Raw genomic sequence first — 18551 nt, 5'->3', positions numbered from 1 at the left:
GATAGGGCCGAACCGCAGTAGCGGATCAGGCAGCGTTTCTGAGGGCCGGTACGCGGTGCGCGCCAGCGGATATGGCGCTTAGTGTACTGGCTGCGCCATGGGATATCGACCCCGACGGGGGATCAACGCGCACGGGATTTGCGTGAAGCCCTGCAAGCTGCCTACGATGAGCGCTGATAAGCCTGTCGGTGATAGGTGAAGGACAAGGAGAATCCGATGAACGGCGACGGCCGATTCTATCGACTGCTGGTGGTGCTGACGGCCTTCAGCGGTGCCAGCATTATCATGCTGGGCGCATGGGGAGCGCACTGGCTCGATAGCCCTCAACAGCGTGTGTTCGACACGGCGCTGCGCTATCAGGCTTGGCATACGCTGGCACTCGTGGCAGTGCTGATGTCCATGACCGATGCCCGCTGGCTGCGACTGCGCAGTGTGTGTGCTCTATGGTGGCTCGGTATGGTGCTGTTCAGCGGTTCGCTGTATGTAATGGCGCTGACCGGATGGCGCGTCGGACTGGTGACGCCGTGCGGGGGGCTGTTGTTGATGGCGGGATGGCTGTGGCTGGCACGCCAGTGGTGGTGTCTGATCGGTGACAGGAGGGCGGTGGCATGACGGTGCGGCTTCAACGCTGGGGATATGGCTTCGCGCTTGGCCTGCTGATGGGCTGTCTTTCTGGCTGTTCTCTGTGGCGCACCGAGTCCGAAGAGGTGCGGCAGCGCGATGCCGTGCAGCGGTTGGGCGTCGATGCCGTAACGCAGCTGTTTGCTACCATGCCGCCTATGACGCTGGCGCCGGGCGATATGGTGCTGGTGGCACGGCCGGATATCGCTCCTGTTGCAGTGAAGCTGCCGGTCGATGCGCAGGTGGATGGCCCTCGGCTGCGCAATGCGCTGGTACGCGCCATCCTGCAGATCAAAGATATGCCGCAGGTCGTGGGGTGGGCGCCGCGCGACGAAGAGGTCGAGCTGGCATCACCGCTATGGCGTCTGAACAGCCGCTTCAGTGCTTTTCCACCGATCTCACTGTCCGATCGCCAGATATTCCCGTATCTGCTGACGCTATCCCTGAAGCGTCCCGATCGGCCTGAGCATGCGATGACCCTGTCTGGGGCGTTCGACAGCCAGGCTTTGGGGCCACAGGTCCGTCACGATTCGCTGTTCTCGGTGGAATAACGGTAAAGAATGCGCACTGACATCTGACTGTCATCTTGATTCTGTATCTCGTAGAGAAGGCCGCCTGCCTGTGCGGCCTTCTTTTGCATGATCGGTACTACTGCTTTATCGCCACTACGATGGATTATCGAATCAGGGAGCAAGAGTCATATGATGTCAAAATGGGCTGTAATGGCACTGGCGCTGGCAGTAAGCGGCCCCGCTCTGGCACAGGAACCGCCAAGAAATGGACCGGTATTGGTGTACGCTCATCGCGGGGCCAGTGCGCTGCGCCCCGAACACACGCTGGCGGCCTATGCGCTGGCTATTCGTGACGGCGCGGACGTGGTCGAACCCGATCTGGTCTCAACGCGTGAGGGTGCCTTGGTGGCGCGGCATGAAAACGAAATCGGCAGCACCACCGATGTGGCACAGCATCCTGAATTTGCCAGCCGCAGAACAACGAAGGTTATTGATGGCCAACGGATAACGGGCTGGTTCACCGAAGACTTTACGCTAGCTGAACTGAAGACCCTGCGTGCCCGTGAGCGTTTGCCGGAGCTGCGTGGTACGCGCTGGGATGGCCAATTCCAACTGGTGACGCTGGACGAGATCATCGACTTCGTTGCGGCTGAATCAGCGGCCGCGCATCGCCCCATTGGCCTGATCCCCGAGATTAAGCACCCCAGCTATTTCCATTCCATCGGGCTGCCGATGGAAGACAAGGTGCTGGCGACGCTGCAGGCTCATGCGTATACACGGTCGGCCACAGTGACCATTCAGTCATTTGAAACCGATAACCTGCGTTACCTGCGAGCGCGCATTGGTGATCGTCCCAATATTCGCCTACTTCAGCTGCTGGATAATAGCGATGCTGTGCTGCCTGATGCCACTGGCCCTGACAAGGGCAAGCGCTATGCTGAACTGGAGACGCCGCAAGGGTTGAGCGAGATAGCCCAGTATGCTGATGCCATTGGTCCCGGGCTGGACAGCCTCATTCCGCGCACAGCGGATGGTCGCCTGATGACACCTACCCCGCTGATCCAAAATGCCCATGCGGCAGGACTGCGCGTCGAACCTTACACCTTCCGTCCTGAAAATAACTTCCTGCCCGTCGACTACCGTAAGGGCACAGCACCCGCCACGCGCAACGATGATGGAATGGTGGCTGTAGTGCATAAGTTTATGGATGCCGGTGTCGATGCGTTCTTCACCGATGACCCCGCACTGGGACGCCGAGCCGTGGATCAGCGCTAATCGTTCATGCTTCTATTGCTGATGCTGCACCATTGCAAGTGAAATGGCGCAGCATCAGTCGTTCATGGATGAGGTACTTGTGGCCCGTACCTGCCGCAGAAATCAGCACGCGATCCGTGCTATAAAGCAGGCGGGTACCGGTTCGATCACCAATGCTCAGGGCGGGTGGGTATTCCTCTGACGGTAGCTTATGCCTCTTCTAAAGCAGCCAACCTCAACCGCAATAAGGCGGTGGTGCTCTGCAAGGCTGGACCTTTATTGCTCGCGCAATCAAGGAGCTGATGCTAGGCGTGATTTTAAGTGGAAGCCTGCGTCCCTTCGTTCGCATTGGCTCTCGGCACGATCAATGTATGCCCAGCACAAGTAGTGCTATGACTGCGGGTAACACGTCTTGCAATAAGGTGCGACAAGGCGAGAACAGAATGCTTGAATACGTGTGCATGCTTCGAACAATGCCGCTTCAGATGCTGCGTAAGAAAGTCTGACATAGGGAGATACACCAAATGCAGCCCCTGGCACTAATGCAACGTGGGCTTCTTCTAGCAATGCCTCTGCAAATATTTTAATCGCTTACGGTCTTCAATAAGCTGTTTGGGGGCAAAAGAACGATGAGTGCACTTTCAATTTCTAATGTTTTCTTGAGTTCTGTCATACCTGCATCTGCACGGTTAGCTTTTATTGACGATGCCAAGGCCTCTATTTTGTCTATGCCTAGTGTTATGCCAAAAAGCATGTGTGGGGATTGGCATCGTCATGGCAAAGGACAGCTAATTTACCCTCGCAAAGGGCGGTGTCGCATTTATACGCATGACCGTGTTTGGGTGGGTAGCCCGCGTAAGGCTATCTGGATACCCGCAGGTGTTGAACATACATTGCAGGCGATTGATCAATTGAATGTGCATAATATTTATATTGATACTTTAGCTATTGATGGGCTCTCTAAGGTAAGCCACTTAGTAATAGTGACGGCCTTGCTTGATGAATTACTTGAGTTTAGTAACAATCTTCCAGTGCATGCCTCTCATTACAAATGTACGTATTGGCACGCTCTAAATTTAATTGTGGACCTTATTCGGCTGTCGACAGACGTTATCACGCCAACACTGCCTCTTTCGGGTGATCGACGTTTACGCACCATCATGGAAGCCTTGATTAACGACCCAGGTAATGACCAAAGCCTCGAACAGTGGGCTTGCATAGCGTGTAGCAGCAGTAGAACTATCGCGCGTCTTTTTGTAAGCGAAACCGGTATGACGTTTAGGCAATGGCGGCAGCATCTTCGCGTTGTAGAAGCCATCTCTCATCTGGACGATGGTTGCTCTATCAGCCAGACTGCTTATGACCTTGGATATACCAGTCAGAGTTCGTTCACCGCCATGTTTCGCCGTATTACAGGGTGTAGCCCTACAGAATTTTTACAGAGCAATTAGCTATAGCGGCCCCAATTGCTCTGACGTTATTTATAGCCAGCCAAGCAGGTGCCACCAAAAATAATCCAATGGCCATAGCAAAATGATAGAGATCAGCGCAATGATGAAGCATGTGCGAATGACGTCTTTTGCAGGCAAGTTGCCGCTTTGAATAGCAATCACCAAAGGAGGTGCTTGGTAAGGCAAGATAACCGTTGAAAATCCAATAACTTGTGTCATATAGATGGCTTCTCTACTCCATCCGCTCGCCGTGCTCAGTGTATCTGTCATAGGTGTCAGTACGGCTGGTACGCCAGGGAGTGTCACTATCAACCCCATAATTGTTGAAAGTGCGGATAGCATCGAAAAATTATGTATAGGCGCATCATGTTGCATCGGTACCAAGTGAAGTAGCGCTGTTGCAACGTCGTTTGCTAGTCCACTGCGATAAGCGAGCATCCCCATACTAACGATCCCTGCAACATAAAAAACAGGAGCAACTCCCATCGTCGCTAAGGGCTTTGGTTTCATCATGCGAGAATGGGGATACAAGCATATGATCGCGGCTAACATACCCACCCACGCGGTAGAAATGCCATGTAATGGCTCTGTCATCCACATGAGCATGGTGGCTAATAGCAAAACAGCGAGTGGTTTCTGTCCAGCGTGATTATGTTCTTCATTAGCATTATCTGACTGCAGTTGAGGTGCGGTATCGTGATAAAAAAGTGATAGGACGATACCTAATATGATGATTTTAAACGCGCCCATTACAGGGAAGTGCAAGACAAAGTATTCAGCATAGCGAGGACCATGGCCAAACATGGCTTCTGTCGCCCCAACAAGAACATTATTAGGGACATTGGCAGGAAGAATAGCGGTAGCAGGTAGATAAGTACCCAGCACGCCTCCTAACAGTACTGCCATTCTTCCTGGGCGTCCTGAAACGTACCCTAATCGATCTGCAAGTGACGTCAGAATAGGGATAAGAAGAATAACGCGACTCATTGCTGATGGCATGATGAACGTCATTATTAGCCCAAAGATAATGCTGCCCCATAATGCCCGCAGGAATGACCCTGAAAAAAAAGGCGAGATCCGAAACGCAATGATGTTTCCTAACCCCGTAAAATTGATGGCAGTACCCAACACGATCCCGGACAGTACTAACCACGTGGCAGAAGAGTACAACCCTGCAAAAATAACGTCGGGCGATGCGATATGAGTCACACTGCTCAGTGTGAAAAATACAAAAGCAGTGAGCCATTCGGGAAGCCAGCCTGTTGCCCATAGAACAATAGAGATGCCTATGATCCAAGTGGCTTGCACCTCTTTGGGAAAAGGTACTAGTAATAGCCCAAATAAGCTAAGGACTAAGACGGCTGCAATGGAGATATATCTCCACGGTATATGCTCTTTCGATATGCCTTCGACTATAGACATCAGTATTTTCCTTAAAAATAGTGTTTGATTAATAATGCTATTAATCGCCTGCAATAGATGAGGCCGGTATTATGTTTGTGGGTATTTTCAATTGCTTGTAATGTACTGATATTCTTTCCCTGCCATTGCCATTGCCATTGCCATTGCCATTGCCATTGCCATTGCCATTGCCATTGCCATTGCCATTGCCATTGCCATTGCCATTGCCATGTCGTACTACCTATATAGAAGGGATATTTTAAAAACACATTTAATTAATGCTGTTTTGTATAGGCATGTGGTTATGTTTTCGCTGTACGAAGCATAGGTTACCAGTTATAAAAATGTGCTGTTGTGTGAAAGAAGACATTAGTTATAGAGAATCAGCCAAACGACTTCGGGATTAATATTTTAATGTTTATTAAATTAAATAACGAATGGTTATATAGGGTCTGATGGCAGAGTCATGTGTTTTTATCAGATGTCTGCCTCTCCCATTGACGTAGCCCGATGGCCTCAATGATATGGGCTTGGGTCACCTGATCCGTTTCGGCAAGATCGGCCAGCGTACGTGCCACGCGCAGTACGCGGTGGTAGGCGCGTGCGGACAGTTTGAGGCGGGTCATGGTGTCGGTAGCCCACTGGCGCTGATGGGTATCAAGTCGACAGGCGTCGTCGATCAGGCGAGGTGCCAGTTGGGCGTTGAGTGCTCCACGCTGCTGTTGACGCTGGCGAGCGGCTACCACGCGTTCTTTTATCGTGGCCGAGGGTTCGTTGGTGCGTGTTGTGTTCATGGCGCTAAGCGGCAGGGCGGGCACCTGTATTTGCAGGTCGATGCGGTCGAGCAGTGGGCCTGAAATATGGTGCCGATAGCGGCTGATCTGATGGGGAGTGCAGCGACAGCGCTGCAACGTGTCGCCCTGATGGCCGCACGGGCAGGGGTTCATGGCGGCCACAAGCTGACACTGCGCAGGGTAGCGCTGGGTGTGTGCCACGCGCGATACCACCACATGGCCTGATTCCAGAGGCTCGCGCAGCACTTCGAGTACGCGCCGCTCGAATTCAGGCAGTTCATCAAGAAATAGGATGCCGCGATGCGCCAGCGATATCTCCCCGGGATCGGCACGGCTGCCGCCTCCTAATAGCGCGGCTTGTGTGGTCGTGTGATGTGGGGCACGAAAGGGGCGTTGGCCCCACTGCTGTAGCGGTGGTTGGCCGCTGATGGAGCGCAAAGCGGCCACCTCAAGGGCTTCATAAATGTCGAGTGGCGGCAGCAATCCAGGGAGGCGGCTTGCCAGCATGGTTTTGCCTGCGCCGGGAGGACCGATCATCAGCAGGTGGTGGCCGCCCGCCGCGGCGATCTCCAGCGCACGGCGTGCTAGCGGTTGCCCATGCACGTCCGCCATATCCGGCAGCTCGGTGGTGGCAAGGGGCAGTGGCTGGGGCATGACGGTCGGAAGTGGGTGGCGACGATTAAGGTGATCGACGATCTGGTGCAGGTGGTCAGCGGCCAGTAGCGTCAGATTGGGTGCCAAGGCGGCCTCACGCGCATTCGCTGTGGGTACGATCAAAGTATGGCCCGCTTTTGCGGCGGCCATTGCGGCGGGCAGAACACCGCGTACGGGGCGCAGATGACCGTCGAGCGCCAGCTCTCCTAGGCATTCGATCTGCGAAAGTGGTGCTGCATCCAACTGACCAGAGGCCGTTAGCAGGGCCAGTGCGATAGGCAGGTCAAAGCGGCCACCCTGCTTGGGTAGGTCGGCGGGGGCAAGATTGAGAGTGATACGGCGAGCAGGAAATTCGAAGCCTGACGTCAATAGTGCACTGCGTACACGCTCGCGGCTTTCCTTTACGGTCGTTTCGGGAAGACCGACAATACAGAGCCCTGGCAGTCCGTTGGACAGATGGACTTCGACACAGACTCGTGGTGCGGTCAGACCAACACCCGCTCGGCTTTGCAGAATCGCCAGCGCCATAGTGATCTCCTTTGAATGCCAACGTGGCAAAGGCTATGGCGGCAGCGGTGTCAGGAAGTTGAGAGGGGTAGAGCATCCTTAACGCATGCACCATTGTCACGCCCTATTTTGGGGCATGACAATAAGTGCGCACCTATGTGGTGCAAATCAGGCGTCGCGCAGCGCTTCTTCGCCTGGGTGTTCGTCATCTGCGCTGCTGCGCTGTGCATCCAGCTGCTTCTCAAGCACGTCGATGCGGCGCTCCAGCGTTTCCAAACGGTTGCGGGTGCGTTCGAGTACGCTTTGCGTGATATCGAACTCTTCACGCGACACTAGGTCCATACGATCGAAGGCGCTGCGCATGGCACCGTGCATGCTCTGCTTGACGCTGTCGGGAATGGCACTGAACTGTGACAGTTTTTCACTGAACTGGCCGAAAAACTGGTTGAAGATATCATTGTTACGAGGCATGGCATCCTCCTGATCCGGGATGTCGAGAAGGCGAGGCGCCATGTGCACATGAGGCGGAAAGCGTGCCGCGCTCTGTGTCCATGCGTCTCCTGAATGATTACAGTGTATCGTGCTGGGGCACAAGTGCTACTTCCGAATCGTGAAAAGCTAATGCGCTTATGTCGCTTTTCGATCATTCCCCCGAACGGAATTGGCATGTATCCTGCCTGCCCATATAGTTAACTATGCCAACCTGCAGTGACGCAGTGCCTGTTCTTCCGCTTCGGCAGCCCTGCCGCATGCCACGGGACCGACAACTCCTAGCCCTGCATGACGACGTACAGGCCGCTCTTCCAACAACAGACAACATCTGCACCGAGGTTTTCTATCATGAAATTGGTATCTGCGATCATCAAACCGTTCAAGCTCGACGACGTACGCGAAGCACTGTCGGACATCGGCGTTCAGGGGATTACCGTGACGGAGGTCAAGGGCTTCGGTCGTCAGAAGGGCCACACCGAGCTGTACCGCGGTGCAGAATATGTCGTCGATTTCTTGCCAAAGGTTAAGCTGGAAGCGGCCGTTGATGACAACATGGTCGATCAAGTTGTCGATGCCATCACGTCCGTCGCCAACACGGGCAAGATTGGCGATGGCAAGATCTTTGTTTCGCCGTTGGAGCAGGTCATCCGTATCCGTACGGGCGAAACCGGTCCCGACGCGGTTTAAACCTGTTTTTGGCTGGCACCTTGTTATCGATGTGAGGCGGGGTGCCCTCTTGCCTTTCGGTGTTCCGGCCGTTTACCTTTTCTGCTGATGCTTCCCTTGCTGCCAGAACCGGACACCACCATGCTGCTCGACACGCTCAATATTATTGCCGTTAGCGCCGAGGCGACGACGGCCGCACTGATTGCCAACCGTTATCGCATGGACTGGTTTGGGGTCGCCGTGATCGGTGCCGTTGCCGGATTGGGTGGCGGCACGCTGCGTGACGTTCTCCTCAATCATCATCCCCTCACATGGGTGAAAGACCCATGGTTATTGCTGCTGACGACCGTGTTCGCCCTGATTGGGGCAGCGATGGCGGCGCGTATGCAGAAGTTGCGTCACCTGTTTCTAGCGCTGGATGCGATGGGACTGGTGGTGTTCACGGTGGGGGGCTGCAACGTGGCCTACGAGCTGCATCAATCGATGGCGGTATGCGTGATTGCGGGGATGGTGACCGGTTGCGCGGGAGGCGTGATCCGCGACGTGATGTGTAACGTCGTGCCGTTGCTGTTCCAGCAGGAGCTGTACGCCAGCGTGTCGGCGGCCGTGGCCTGTGTCTACCTCTACTGCTTCGAGACCCTTCAAATGCCGCAGATGAGCGCGGTTAGCTTGGCCATGATTACCGGCTTCCTGCTACGCGGTCTTGCCCTGCGCTATAACTGGCGCATGCCCACCTTTTCCGCTAGCTGAGACGGACCGCATGTCTCTATTGGTATCCTGCGAGGCATGCGGTGAATGTCGATCACATCGCTTTTGGCGTCACCCCATTAGATGATGATGGGATAGGCGCGCTGTACGGCGCGGCTGACCACTGACGCTACGATTACCTTGACGATATCGCCTCCGATGAAGGCGCATGCCGCGAAGGCGGCCGCCTGTAGCGTCATGCCTGTGCTGTAGGACAGCCAGACGATACCAATCGGGTAGCTGATGACGAGCGCCCCGAACAGATTGCTGGCGATGCGGTAGACCAGACCAGCATTGCCGTGGCGGCGCTGGATCAGCCAACCGACGACGGCCGCGACGATGATCCATGAGAAGACAAACCCACCTGCCGGGGCAAGCAATGGTGCTATGCCGCCGCGTCCGCCGGACAGCAATGGTAGCCCTATCGCGACCAACGCGATGAACAGCACGATCGACAGCGCGCCGCGCCAAGCGCCGATAATGCTACCGGCCAGCAAGGGCGCGATCGATTGCACGACGATGGGTACGCCAAATGGCAGAGTGATCGGTGGAAAGATGGCGGTGGCGGCACTGATGGCCGCGAACAGTGCAATGTAGACGAGGTCGCGTGTCGTCATATCGTTGATTTCCGTCGTAGTGGCTGCAGAAGGCCTGTGCTGAAAGCAGGGCCTCAAGAAGCGATGGTGCGAAACAGGTTCAGCCTTGGCGAGCGTCGATGGCGTCGGCGATATCGTCCGCCATCTTCAACGTGCGAACGATCACGGGGATGGCTGTTGCCAGCAGGCTGAACTCAAGTCCGCGTGCTTTTTGAGCGGCCCGCACTTCATGCGTGACCTCAATGATGACCGGTAGAAAGCGCAGTGCCAGCGAAATCGTCAGGCTGATCCTGTCGGGGTTCACGCCGATGAAGCGCAGGCCAGACAAGACGCGTGTCAGTGCGTCAATGATGGCGGTGGTGCGTGTCGTCAGTGTGATCAGGTTCGCCAGCAGTAGCAAGGCGGCGAGGCGTGCTGAAGAAGTGACGGCCATTTGCCAACCCTGTGCCCACCATTGGAATGCGGCCAGCAGCACAAGCAGCCATGCCAGTGCCTGCAGTTGGCGTACTAGCACCGACAAGGGCAGGCGTGCCACAGGGTATAGCAGCACGATGCCTGTTAGCACGGCCATCATTGGACGCCAGTCGCTCAGGTGGAAGAGTCCAATACCTGCAGCGCACAGTAGGAACAGTTTCAGCCCGGCGGGAAGGCGGTGGATCAGGCTGTGGCCTGCGTTGTACAGCCCTGTCATGTCATCTGCTCGGTGTAGAACGGCAGCGCGATGTTCGGTGGCGCATCAATGGCCACCTTGCCCTGATCAAGCACAATCACGCGTTCCATATGCTGCATCAGTTCTAGATCATGCGAAACAACAATGGCGCGCTGTTCCAGCTGGTCAATCACCTCTGTGATGCGGCGTCGATTGCGCAGGTCGAGCAGCGTCGTTGGCTCGTCAAGCACCAGCCACTGCGGTGACATCACTAGAACGCCTGATAGGGCCACCAGCTGTTTCTGACCACCGCTCAAATGATGAATAGGGGTGTCGCGAAAAGCGTGCAGATCATGCCGGGTCAGCACTTCATCAATCAGCTCGTCAATGCGTGCCTTGGGCACCTTCTGGTGGCGTAGGCCGAAGGCCAGATCCTCCGCTACGGTAGGTAGTACGATCTGACTGTCGGGGTTCTGGAACACCAGCCCAACTCGGCGCCGTACCTGCCGTGCTTGCGTACGGGTGTCCAGTTCATCGACTGTGATGCAGCCTTCCGTAGGCGAAAGCAGCCCGTTCAGCAGGCGTGATAGCGTGCTCTTGCCCGATCCATTGCTGCCCACGATGCCAATTCTGCGCTCCGTTAGTTCAAGCGACAGACCGTTGATGACCGGGCGATTGCGATAGTGATAATGGACATTGTCGAAGCGAATCATGCCTAGCCTCCTGTCATCGTGGAAAATGGGCCACACCGAAAGCCCGTACTGTTGAAGGTAGTGTGGCGAAGAGTGGCTGAAGGTGGAGTGCATTGGGCGACGTTGGCACAAGGTATCCAAAAAGCCCGAGTGATTTGATACGGCGACCGTGTTGTTCTGATCGTTACTTATGAATGCCGACATACAAAGCGATGGGCAGTGCCGCTGCCGGTCGGTATGCTGGCCTTTTTCTCAGCGAACGTTCATGCCATGCCGCAGCGCGCTATTGTACATCGTTTTGGCCCACCACAGGATGTGGTCACGCTCGAACCTTACGTCCTGCCTGACCTCCAGCCGCACGAAGTGCGTGTGCGCATGCTGGCTTCTCCCATCAATCCTTCCGATCTGGTCACCATTGCCGGCCAGTACCGTATGCGCATTCCACTGCCTTTCCTGCCCGGGTTTGAAGGGGTGGGATGCGTTGAGGCGGTCGGCTCCGATGTAAAGCACCTTGCCCTCGGCGAGCGCGTGCTTCCTGTTGGCAGCGCGGGCATGTGGCAGCCATTCAAAACCGTTGCGGGCGAGTGGTGCATGCCCGTTCGGGATGATCTCAGCGATATCGAAGCCGCCACCAGCTTCGTGAACCCTGTCACTGCATGGTTGATGTTGTTCGCCGAAGGGCGGTTGGTACCGGGAATGCGGCTCTTCATCAACGGGGCCGGTTCGGCGATCGGGCGTATCCTGATCCGGATGGCCAATCATATTGGTATCGCACCGCTGATCAGTACGCGCCGAGCGGCGTCGCTACAGCCAGCGCATGAAGGTTTACAGGTTGAACATCATCTTATCGAAGAAGATAACGACTACGAGTGCCAGCGTCAGGCGTCTCTGCGAGACATGGACATCGTGCTGGACTGCGTAGGGGGAAACGAGGGCATCTGCTGGAAGGTGGGTCTTAAACGGGGCGGGCTTTACATGCACTATGGGCTGCTGTCAGGGCAGGCACTGCCGCTGGCGTTCTGGCAGCAGCGACAGGACGTGCGTTATATCGCCTTTCACATGCGTCGGTGGTTGCACAGTGCGTCGCCCGAGGCACGCTGTGAGGTGTTCGAACGTGTTATGGCGTGGGTCAGTCAAGGCATTGCATGTACCGACCACTGGCACGAGTGCGCGTTCGAGACGCTGCCTCAGCAGCTTTTGCACATGGCCAGTGGCGAGTCTTTGAAGAAGAGGATCCTGCTGTTCAAGTAGTGAGTGCGGTAGCCGTGCGTGTCCGCCATGCGGTTGCGTGGTCGGCATCGCTTATTGTTATGGTCACTTATCAAGCGTGGAGCTGAATACCCACAGTTCGACGCCGTTCTCGAGCACCTTCACATGGCTGCCACTGAAGAAGCTGTACTGGAGAATGTTGACGATAAAGCGTTCCTTGGTCGTTCCGCAGTCCTCGGCGATCTCATGCTTATTCTGCGTGACCAACTTGCGCTGTACTTCAAAGCTTTCTGGCGTCAGGCAGGCCAGAGAGCCTTGAGGAAGGAACCAATTTTCGGCAGCCTGCGCCAGCGGTGCCATGGACAGCAACGCCGTCAGTGCCAGCCCTTTACAAAGCGCATTCGTTTTCATGGTGTGGCCCATAGATCATTGAAGGAAATGACTCTTCTACGGTTGATCGGACATTCAGGCCAGTTCTTGAGCAAAACCTGTCGCACTTCTACAGGCTCCCGCTATGAAGTGAATAAATATACGCACCTTCATATACATGAAAGGCAGCCCATGAAGGCTGCCTTTTGCGCACTATGCAATCTCTTACGGGCTATTGACTAACAAACGCACGTTCAATGACGTAGTCGCCCTGTTCACCCATGCGCGGTGAAATCTTCAAGCCGCATTCATTCAGTACTTCTGACGTTTCCGCCAGCATCGCCGGGCTGCCGCAGATCATTGCGCGGTCGTGTTCGGGGTCAATCTTCGGCAGGCCGATGTCTTCGAACAGTTTGCCCGAGCGAATGTGATCAGTCAGACGTCCCATGGTGTGGAACTCTTCACGGGTCACGGTCGGGTAGTAAATCAGCTTGTCGCGGACGTCCTCACCCAAATACTCGTGCTCCGGCAGTTCCTTCTCAATGAAGTCCTTGTAGGCCAGTTCGCTGACTTCACGGACACCGTGCACCAGAACTACTTTCTCGAAGCGCTCATAGGTTTCCGGATCCTGAATCAGGCTCATGAACGGTGCCAGCCCTGTGCCGGTAGACAGCAGGTAGAGGTAACGGCCGGGGCGCAGGTCGTCCAGTACCAGCGTGCCGGTCGGCTTGCGGCTGATCAGAACGTCATCGCCCACTTTGAGGTGCTGGAGGCGCGATGTCAGCGGGCCGTCCTGCACCTTGATTGAGAAGAATTCGAGCTCGTCTGCGTAGTGGGGGCTGGCAATCGAATACGCGCGCACCAGCGGCTTGCCATCCACTTCCAGGCCGATCATGACGAACTGGCCGCTCTTGAAGCGCAGACTACGATCACGCGTGGCGGTAAAGCTGAAGAGGGTGTCGTTCCAGTGGTGAACGCTCAGCACTTTCTCGGTCGAAAACTTGCTGCTCACTTGCCTTGGCTCCTGCGCCGTCAGGGGCGCGCTCGGTCTATGCGGTGGACCTTCACTGCGAGAGGAAGGGTCGGGAATATTGACAGGATTATAACCGATCAGTGCTGGCGAGTGAGCAAATTGAGTGTAATGCAAGGAATTGTCAGCACCGTATCGGGAGCTGGTTCGATACCTCATTTTTAGTGTGTCTATCCCTTTTGGTGCGTTTTGTCGCTAGCGCAACCTCATGTATTGGCGAGTATTGATTGCATGACGCTCTATTATGGTGCCGTTTTCGAGTCCGGCGTGCAGATCATGCGTCCAAACGGTGAGCTCGGTGGGAGCAGGACGTCATAGAGATGTCATCATGACGACTATTCGGGGGGAGTGGTAGGCCGTCATCCTGATTAGAGATATGAAATTAAAAGAATTTTTAAGGTTGGAACGGTTATTGCGTACGGAAGGATAACGAAGTCGCACCTTCTTTGAGCGCATGCTTTGTGCCGCAGCGGGTCGATGTCTCTTGTTATGGATGAGTGGGGGTATCTGCAATGCGTACACGTACTGTTCTGACCGCAATGAGTATCGCAATGGCAGGCATGCTGGCGACACAGTTCAGCCATGCTGGCACGCTGGAAAATGTGAAGAAGCGCGGTGAGCTGCGCTGTGGCGTCAGCGATGGGCTGGCAGGCTTCTCGGCACCCGATGCCAAAGGGCGCTGGCAAGGGATCGACACCGAAATGTGCCGTGCCGTTGCTACCGCCGTATTGGGTAATCCTGAAAAGGTCACTTTCGTGCCACTGCCCAATAGTGAACGTTTCACGGCCCTACAGTCGGGCGAAGTGGATCTGCTGAGCCGTAATACCACGTGGTCGGCATCGCGTGACAACAGCATGGGACTGAGTTTCCCGGGCGGCGTACTGTTCTATGACGGTCAGGGGTTCATGGTGCACAAGGATGCTGGTGTTACGTCGCCCAAAGAGCTGGATGGCGCGACAGTCTGTACGCAGTCTGGCAGTACCAGTGAAATGAACATGGCCGACTTCTTTGCCAGCCATAGCCTTCACTATCAGGCGGTAACGTTTGAAAGCCCAGCGCAGTTGCTGGCCGCCTTCGAGGGGGGACGCTGTGACTCAATCAGTATCGACAGCTCTCAGCTGGCCGCGCTGCGCAGTCAGCTTAAAGATCCTGACAGCGGTGTAATTTTACCGGAAATGATCTCCAAGGAACCGCTGGCGCCAATGGTGCGCCGTGGCGATGAAGCGTGGGGCAAAGTCGTCAGCTGGACGCTGTATGCCATGCTGAATGCCGAAGAAATGGGCATCACCAGCAAGAACGTTGATGCGCTGACGGCGGCACCTAAATCACCTGATATGGCGCGTTTGCTCGGCAAGGACGGTGACTTTGGCAAGCAGCTGGGGCTGTCCAACGACTGGGCACACAATATCGTGAAGAACGTTGGTAACTACGGCGAAATATTCGACCGTACCGTCGGTGAACACTCTCCTCTCAAACTGGCACGCGGCAAAAACGCATTGTGGAACGCCGGTGGCTTCCAGTATGCACCGCCCGTGCGTTAAGGCCTCTCTTCCGGCCGACAGAGCCTGAAGGCTTCTGTACTGGTGTACTGACAACGCTGCCCCGGCGCTCGGGGCAGCTTCCGTAGGTACCCTGCTGCGGCGAGTGATGACTGCCGTGTCAGGGGTGGCGTGATGTGCCGAGTCGGCAGCGGTGATCAACACCCTGTCGTTGAATGAAAGGAAAGTGAACGCCATGCTGCGACCTTCTACGACCATTCCACCGCGCGAGCACGGTCCGCTCTGGCGAGACCCTCGTGTTCGGGCGTTCGTCCTCCAGGCAGTGATGCTGCTGGTGGCTGTCGTGCTCGTCATTCTACTGACGAACAACACCCTGTCGAACCTCGCGGCTCAAGGGGTTACCACGGGGTTTAACTACCTGAGCCAGCGCTCAGGGTTTGGTATTTCCCAGACACTGGTCGAATACAGTGCCAACAGCACCTATGCCGATGCGTTTACAGTCGGGCTGCTGAATACGTTGCTGGTGGCAGGACTGTCTATCGTGACCTGTACGCTGCTTGGGTTGCTGGTCGGGATGGCTCGCCTATCTTCCAACTGGCTGCTGTCACGCTGTGCGACCGTTTATATCGAGATCTTCCGTAATATCCCGATGCTGTTGCAGCTGCTGTTCTGGTCGGCGCTGATGATGAGCGTTCTGCCGGAGTTCAAGAAGAGCTACTCGCTGTGGGGCGTTGCCTTCCTTAATAAGAAAGGACTGGTGCTGCCGTGGGTCGAGTTTTCTTCCAGCACTTGGCCGCTGTGGCTGGCGCTGGCACTTGGGCTAGTCGCCATGCTGGTGATGCGCAACATCAACCAGTACCGCGTACGTCGAGGCAAAGACGGCTGGCCGGTGCGCTGGCTGACGCTGGCCCTGATCGTGCTGCCGCCGCTGGTGACCTTCTTCTGTTCGAGCATTCATGCATCACTGAGCTTGCCGAAGCTGACCGCGTTCAGTTCTCGTGGCGGGATTCACCTGATTCCCGAGCTGGTGGTGCTGTGGTTGACGCTGACGCTGTATGCCGCCGCGTTTGTAGCGGAAGCCGTGCGCTCTGGGCTGGCATCTGTCCCCAACGGTCAGCGTGAAGCGGCAACGTCGCTGTGTCTGCCGGGCGGGCTGACTATGCGCAAGATCGTGCTGCCGCAGGCCATGCGCGTCATCATTCCGCAGCTAGCCAGCCAGTACCTCAACGTGATTAAGAACTCATCACTCGGGATCGCTATCGGCTACCCCGACCTGTTCGCCGTCTACGGCATCACGACCCTCAACCAGACTGGGCAGGCACTTGAGATCATGGCGACCACAATGGCGGTCTACTTGGCTCTGAGTCTGTTGGTATCGCTGTTGATGAACCTGATCAACGCGCGTATGGCCTTGAAGGAGCGTTGAGCGATGACCCGCACTATAGAAAACTCCGTTACCGACACGCATATCGTGCGCGATGACCCGATTGCACCGCGTCCGGCACCGGCTGCGGAAACCGGCGTGGGTAAATGGCTGCGTACGCGGCTGTTTTCCTCACCGATCAACAGCGTGATCACATTGGTGCTGCTGTACCTCGTGGTGCGCAGCGTCTGGGCCGTTTTCAGTTGGGCGTTTCTCAATGCCAGCTGGCTGGGTGATAGCAGTGCTGCCTGTACGTCAGGCGGTGCCTGTTGGCCTTTCGTGACCTCGCGTATCGGGCAGCTGGTCTATGGCTTCTACCCCGAGGTGGAACGCTGGCGCGTTGCAGTGGCCTTCGTCATCTGGCTGCTCAGCGTAGTGTGGATTCTGGTACCGCGGATGCCGAAGCGCCTGCTAGTGCTACCGTTCGCCTTGATCGGCATGCCGATCATCAACCTGATCCTGCTGCGCGGTGGCGTGTTCGGACTGGAATCCGTACTGACGCGCCAGTGGGGCGGTCTAATGCTGACGCTGACGGTTGCCACGATCGGCATGCTGTTCGCCATCCCGTTAGGGGTACTGCTGGCACTGGGGCGCCAGTCGAAGATGCCGCTGGTCCACGGCTTCTGCGTGGTCTTTATCGAGTTGTGGCGCGGCATCCCCATGATCACTGTGCTGTTTACGGCCTCCACTATCTTCCCTCTATTCATGCCGCACGGCAGTGCCGAAGGCGACAAGCTGTTGCGGGCGCTGATTGGGATCGTGATGTTTTGGAGTGCCTACTTTGCCGAAGTCGTGCGTGCTGGATTACAGGCCGTGCCCAATGGGCAGGTTGAGGCGGGCAAGGCGCTGTGTCTGGGGTATTGGAAGCGCAACGCGCTGATCGTGTTGCCGCAGGCGCTAAAACTGGTGATTCCTGGGCTGGTCAGTACCGCCATCCAGCTGTTCAAAGACACCTCGCTGGTCACGATCATTGGGCTATTCGATTTTCTTGGCGTCATCAAGGCCGGGCTGACCGATTCAGCATGGATGGGTTATGCCGCTGAAGGGTATGCCTTTGCCGCTTTGATTTATTGGATCTTCTGTTTCTCGATGTCGCGCTATAGCCTCTGGCTCGAACGGCGCGTCGATACGGGGCGCCGCTGATTGCGCGGACGTCCGCATTACCAAGGAGTTGATGTCATGACTACTGCCACTGCCGTTCGTCAGGAAACGACCGCCCCCATCATCGAGATTGAGCGCCTTAACAAGTGGTACGGGGATTTCCATGTGCTACGCGATATCGACCTGACCGTTGAGAAAGGCGAACGTATCGTTATCTGTGGGCCGTCTGGCTCGGGTAAGTCGACCATGATCCGCTGCATCAACCATCTGGAAGAGCACCAGATGGGCCGGATCACGGTCGATGGAATTACCATGACTCGCGACGTGAAGTGCATCGAACAGATTCGCCACCGTGTAGGGATGGTGTTCCAGCATTTCAATCTATTCCCGCATCTGACCGTGCTGGAAAACTGCTGCCTAGCACCGATGTGGGTACAGAAGAAATCGCGCCGTGAAGCGGAAGACATCGCGATGCGCTACCTCGAACGCGTCAAGATCGCTCATCAGGCCAACAAATATCCCGGTCAGATGTCCGGCGGCCAGCAGCAGCGTGTCGCCATCGCGCGCTCGCTGTGCATGCATCCCGACGTTATGTTGTTTGACGAACCGACCTCTGCACTTGACCCTGAAATGGTCAAGGAAGTGCTGGACGTTATGATCGAACTGGCGGAAGAGGGCATGACTATGCTGTGCGTTACCCACGAAATGGGCTTTGCGCGCACCGTGGCCGACCGCGTCATTTTTATGGATGAAGGGCAGATCGTCGAAGAAGCACCGCCGGAAGAGTTCTTTGGTAACCCACGCTCGGCACGCGCCAAGACGTTCTTGGAGCAGATCGTGGGGCACTAGACTGAGGTTGCTATCTTGAAATGCGCTATAAGGCT

At 56.0% G+C, this 18551-nt stretch carries 21 protein-coding genes; 11 read left to right on the top strand and 10 right to left on the bottom strand.

Annotation, left to right across the window (positions count from 1 at the left end; translation table 11 throughout):
- The first annotated feature begins 216 nt into the window (after positions 1-216).
- The 3 genes from ZBT109_RS12265 (at position 217) to ZBT109_RS12255 (ending at position 2408) form a co-directional block, all read left to right on the top strand.
- On the top strand, positions 217-612 hold the full coding sequence (locus ZBT109_RS12265) for a DUF423 domain-containing protein (protein ID WP_120185378.1): 396 nt from the start codon (positions 217-219) through the stop codon (positions 610-612).
- Positions 609-1172, top strand: a complete 564-nt coding sequence (locus ZBT109_RS12260; RefSeq protein ID WP_051523930.1) for a hypothetical protein — start codon at positions 609-611, stop codon at positions 1170-1172. Before ZBT109_RS12265 ends, ZBT109_RS12260 begins: the two co-directional genes overlap by 4 nt.
- A 150-nt stretch (positions 1173-1322) precedes the next feature.
- Positions 1323-2408 carry a glycerophosphodiester phosphodiesterase gene (locus ZBT109_RS12255; protein WP_027705491.1) on the top strand — a complete coding sequence of 362 codons (1086 nt, stop codon included), beginning with the start codon at positions 1323-1325 and terminating at the stop codon, positions 2406-2408.
- Positions 2409-2777: 369 nt separating this feature from the next.
- On the opposite strand, the gene ZBT109_RS14160 is transcribed toward ZBT109_RS12255, so the two are convergent.
- A complete protein-coding gene (locus ZBT109_RS14160) occupies positions 2778-2954 on the bottom strand; it encodes a hypothetical protein (protein WP_324603185.1) in 177 nt (58 codons plus the stop codon).
- 62 nt (positions 2955-3016) lie between these two features.
- Here ZBT109_RS14160 and ZBT109_RS12245 point away from each other — a divergent pair, with 62 nt between their 5' ends.
- Positions 3017-3838: a helix-turn-helix domain-containing protein gene (locus ZBT109_RS12245; RefSeq protein ID WP_084261841.1), complete on the top strand. Its 822-nt coding sequence runs from the start codon at positions 3017-3019 to the stop codon at positions 3836-3838.
- Between the two features lie 30 nt (positions 3839-3868).
- Here the strand turns inward: ZBT109_RS12245 and ZBT109_RS12240 are convergent, their stop codons facing one another.
- The 4 genes from ZBT109_RS12240 to ZBT109_RS12230 form a co-directional block, all read right to left on the bottom strand.
- A complete protein-coding gene (locus ZBT109_RS12240) occupies positions 3869-5260 on the bottom strand; it encodes an SLC13 family permease (protein ID WP_051523929.1) in 1392 nt (463 codons plus the stop codon).
- Positions 5261-5347: 87 nt separating this feature from the next.
- Positions 5348-5470, bottom strand: a complete 123-nt coding sequence (locus ZBT109_RS14135) for a hypothetical protein (protein WP_267878426.1) — start codon at positions 5468-5470, stop codon at positions 5348-5350.
- A 233-nt stretch (positions 5471-5703) separates the two neighbouring features.
- Complete coding sequence (locus ZBT109_RS12235) at positions 5704-7215, bottom strand: YifB family Mg chelatase-like AAA ATPase (RefSeq protein WP_027705180.1); 1512 nt, start codon at positions 7213-7215, stop codon at positions 5704-5706.
- 147 nt (positions 7216-7362) lie between these two features.
- Positions 7363-7665: an accessory factor UbiK family protein gene (locus tag ZBT109_RS12230; protein ID WP_051523813.1), complete on the bottom strand. Its 303-nt coding sequence runs from the start codon at positions 7663-7665 to the stop codon at positions 7363-7365.
- Between the two features lie 369 nt (positions 7666-8034).
- Here ZBT109_RS12230 and glnK point away from each other — a divergent pair, with 369 nt between their 5' ends.
- On the top strand, positions 8035-8373 hold the full coding sequence (gene glnK / locus ZBT109_RS12225; RefSeq protein WP_027705181.1) for a P-II family nitrogen regulator: 339 nt from the start codon (positions 8035-8037) through the stop codon (positions 8371-8373).
- A gap of 120 nt (positions 8374-8493) precedes the next feature.
- A complete protein-coding gene (locus tag ZBT109_RS12220) occupies positions 8494-9102 on the top strand; it encodes a trimeric intracellular cation channel family protein (RefSeq protein ID WP_027705182.1) in 609 nt (202 codons plus the stop codon).
- Positions 9103-9179: 77 nt separating this feature from the next.
- Here the strand turns inward: ZBT109_RS12220 and ZBT109_RS12215 are convergent, their stop codons facing one another.
- The 3 genes from ZBT109_RS12215 to ZBT109_RS12205 form a co-directional block, all read right to left on the bottom strand.
- Positions 9180-9716, bottom strand: coding sequence for a biotin transporter BioY (locus tag ZBT109_RS12215; RefSeq protein ID WP_027705183.1), 537 nt, complete (start codon positions 9714-9716; stop codon positions 9180-9182).
- Between the two features lie 79 nt (positions 9717-9795).
- Positions 9796-10386: an energy-coupling factor transporter transmembrane component T family protein gene (locus tag ZBT109_RS12210; protein ID WP_027705184.1), complete on the bottom strand. Its 591-nt coding sequence runs from the start codon at positions 10384-10386 to the stop codon at positions 9796-9798.
- Entirely contained in the window at positions 10383-11057 is a 675-nt protein-coding gene (locus tag ZBT109_RS12205; protein ID WP_027705185.1) for an energy-coupling factor ABC transporter ATP-binding protein, read from the bottom strand. Before ZBT109_RS12205 ends, ZBT109_RS12210 begins: the two co-directional genes overlap by 4 nt.
- A gap of 249 nt (positions 11058-11306) precedes the next feature.
- Between ZBT109_RS12205 and ZBT109_RS12200 the strand changes: the two genes are divergently transcribed.
- Entirely contained in the window at positions 11307-12287 is a 981-nt protein-coding gene (locus ZBT109_RS12200) for a zinc-dependent alcohol dehydrogenase family protein (protein WP_027705186.1), read from the top strand.
- Positions 12288-12350: 63 nt separating this feature from the next.
- Here ZBT109_RS12200 and ZBT109_RS12195 read toward each other — a convergent pair whose 3' ends face one another.
- Complete coding sequence (locus tag ZBT109_RS12195; RefSeq protein ID WP_145984529.1) at positions 12351-12656, bottom strand: hypothetical protein; 306 nt, start codon at positions 12654-12656, stop codon at positions 12351-12353.
- Between the two features lie 190 nt (positions 12657-12846).
- Positions 12847-13626 (bottom strand): ferredoxin--NADP reductase, encoded by a 780-nt coding sequence (locus tag ZBT109_RS12190; protein WP_027705188.1) that lies wholly within the window; start codon positions 13624-13626, stop codon positions 12847-12849.
- Positions 13627-14156: 530 nt separating this feature from the next.
- Here ZBT109_RS12190 and ZBT109_RS12185 point away from each other — a divergent pair.
- From ZBT109_RS12185 to ZBT109_RS12170, 4 genes are all read left to right on the top strand, one after another.
- A complete protein-coding gene (locus ZBT109_RS12185) occupies positions 14157-15185 on the top strand; it encodes an amino acid ABC transporter substrate-binding protein (RefSeq protein WP_027705189.1) in 1029 nt (342 codons plus the stop codon).
- Between the two features lie 193 nt (positions 15186-15378).
- On the top strand, positions 15379-16569 hold the full coding sequence (locus ZBT109_RS12180) for an amino acid ABC transporter permease (RefSeq protein WP_027705190.1): 1191 nt from the start codon (positions 15379-15381) through the stop codon (positions 16567-16569).
- A gap of 3 nt (positions 16570-16572) precedes the next feature.
- Complete coding sequence (locus tag ZBT109_RS12175) at positions 16573-17709, top strand: amino acid ABC transporter permease (protein ID WP_051523817.1); 1137 nt, start codon at positions 16573-16575, stop codon at positions 17707-17709.
- 36 nt (positions 17710-17745) lie between these two features.
- Positions 17746-18516 carry an amino acid ABC transporter ATP-binding protein gene (locus tag ZBT109_RS12170; RefSeq protein WP_027705192.1) on the top strand — a complete coding sequence of 257 codons (771 nt, stop codon included), beginning with the start codon at positions 17746-17748 and terminating at the stop codon, positions 18514-18516.
- Positions 18517-18551 lie beyond the last annotated feature (35 nt).

This window comes from Zymobacter palmae (assembly GCF_003610015.1).
Classification (GTDB): Bacteria; Pseudomonadota; Gammaproteobacteria; order Pseudomonadales; family Halomonadaceae; genus Zymobacter; species Zymobacter palmae.
Note: the sequence above shows the minus strand (reverse complement) of the source record. Positions and strands in the feature narration are given on the sequence as shown.

Excerpts from the sequence above, each read along its gene's own strand:
- ZBT109_RS12205 (WP_027705185.1), bottom strand. The coding sequence starts at position 11,057 with ATGATTCGCTTCGACAATGTCCATTATCACTATCGCAATCGCCCGGTC.
- ZBT109_RS12235 (WP_027705180.1), bottom strand. The coding sequence starts at position 7,215 with ATGGCGCTGGCGATTCTGCAAAGCCGAGCGGGTGTTGGTCTGACCGCA.
- ZBT109_RS12220 (WP_027705182.1), top strand. The coding sequence starts at position 8,494 with ATGCTGCTCGACACGCTCAATATTATTGCCGTTAGCGCCGAGGCGACG.
- ZBT109_RS12170 (WP_027705192.1), top strand. The coding sequence starts at position 17,746 with ATGACTACTGCCACTGCCGTTCGTCAGGAAACGACCGCCCCCATCATC.
- ZBT109_RS12185 (WP_027705189.1), top strand. The coding sequence starts at position 14,157 with ATGCGTACACGTACTGTTCTGACCGCAATGAGTATCGCAATGGCAGGC.
- glnK (WP_027705181.1), top strand. The coding sequence starts at position 8,035 with ATGAAATTGGTATCTGCGATCATCAAACCGTTCAAGCTCGACGACGTA.
- ZBT109_RS12175 (WP_051523817.1), top strand. The coding sequence starts at position 16,573 with ATGACCCGCACTATAGAAAACTCCGTTACCGACACGCATATCGTGCGC.
- ZBT109_RS12265 (WP_120185378.1), top strand. The coding sequence starts at position 217 with ATGAACGGCGACGGCCGATTCTATCGACTGCTGGTGGTGCTGACGGCC.
- ZBT109_RS12195 (WP_145984529.1), bottom strand. The coding sequence starts at position 12,656 with ATGAAAACGAATGCGCTTTGTAAAGGGCTGGCACTGACGGCGTTGCTG.
- ZBT109_RS14135 (WP_267878426.1), bottom strand. The coding sequence starts at position 5,470 with ATGGCAATGGCAATGGCAATGGCAATGGCAATGGCAATGGCAATGGCA.
- ZBT109_RS12240 (WP_051523929.1), bottom strand. The coding sequence starts at position 5,260 with ATGTCTATAGTCGAAGGCATATCGAAAGAGCATATACCGTGGAGATAT.
- ZBT109_RS12180 (WP_027705190.1), top strand. The coding sequence starts at position 15,379 with ATGCTGCGACCTTCTACGACCATTCCACCGCGCGAGCACGGTCCGCTC.
- ZBT109_RS12210 (WP_027705184.1), bottom strand. The coding sequence starts at position 10,386 with ATGACAGGGCTGTACAACGCAGGCCACAGCCTGATCCACCGCCTTCCC.
- ZBT109_RS12255 (WP_027705491.1), top strand. The coding sequence starts at position 1,323 with ATGATGTCAAAATGGGCTGTAATGGCACTGGCGCTGGCAGTAAGCGGC.
- ZBT109_RS12230 (WP_051523813.1), bottom strand. The coding sequence starts at position 7,665 with ATGCCTCGTAACAATGATATCTTCAACCAGTTTTTCGGCCAGTTCAGT.
- ZBT109_RS12260 (WP_051523930.1), top strand. The coding sequence starts at position 609 with ATGACGGTGCGGCTTCAACGCTGGGGATATGGCTTCGCGCTTGGCCTG.
- ZBT109_RS12200 (WP_027705186.1), top strand. The coding sequence starts at position 11,307 with ATGCCGCAGCGCGCTATTGTACATCGTTTTGGCCCACCACAGGATGTG.
- ZBT109_RS12245 (WP_084261841.1), top strand. The coding sequence starts at position 3,017 with ATGAGTGCACTTTCAATTTCTAATGTTTTCTTGAGTTCTGTCATACCT.
- ZBT109_RS12215 (WP_027705183.1), bottom strand. The coding sequence starts at position 9,716 with ATGACGACACGCGACCTCGTCTACATTGCACTGTTCGCGGCCATCAGT.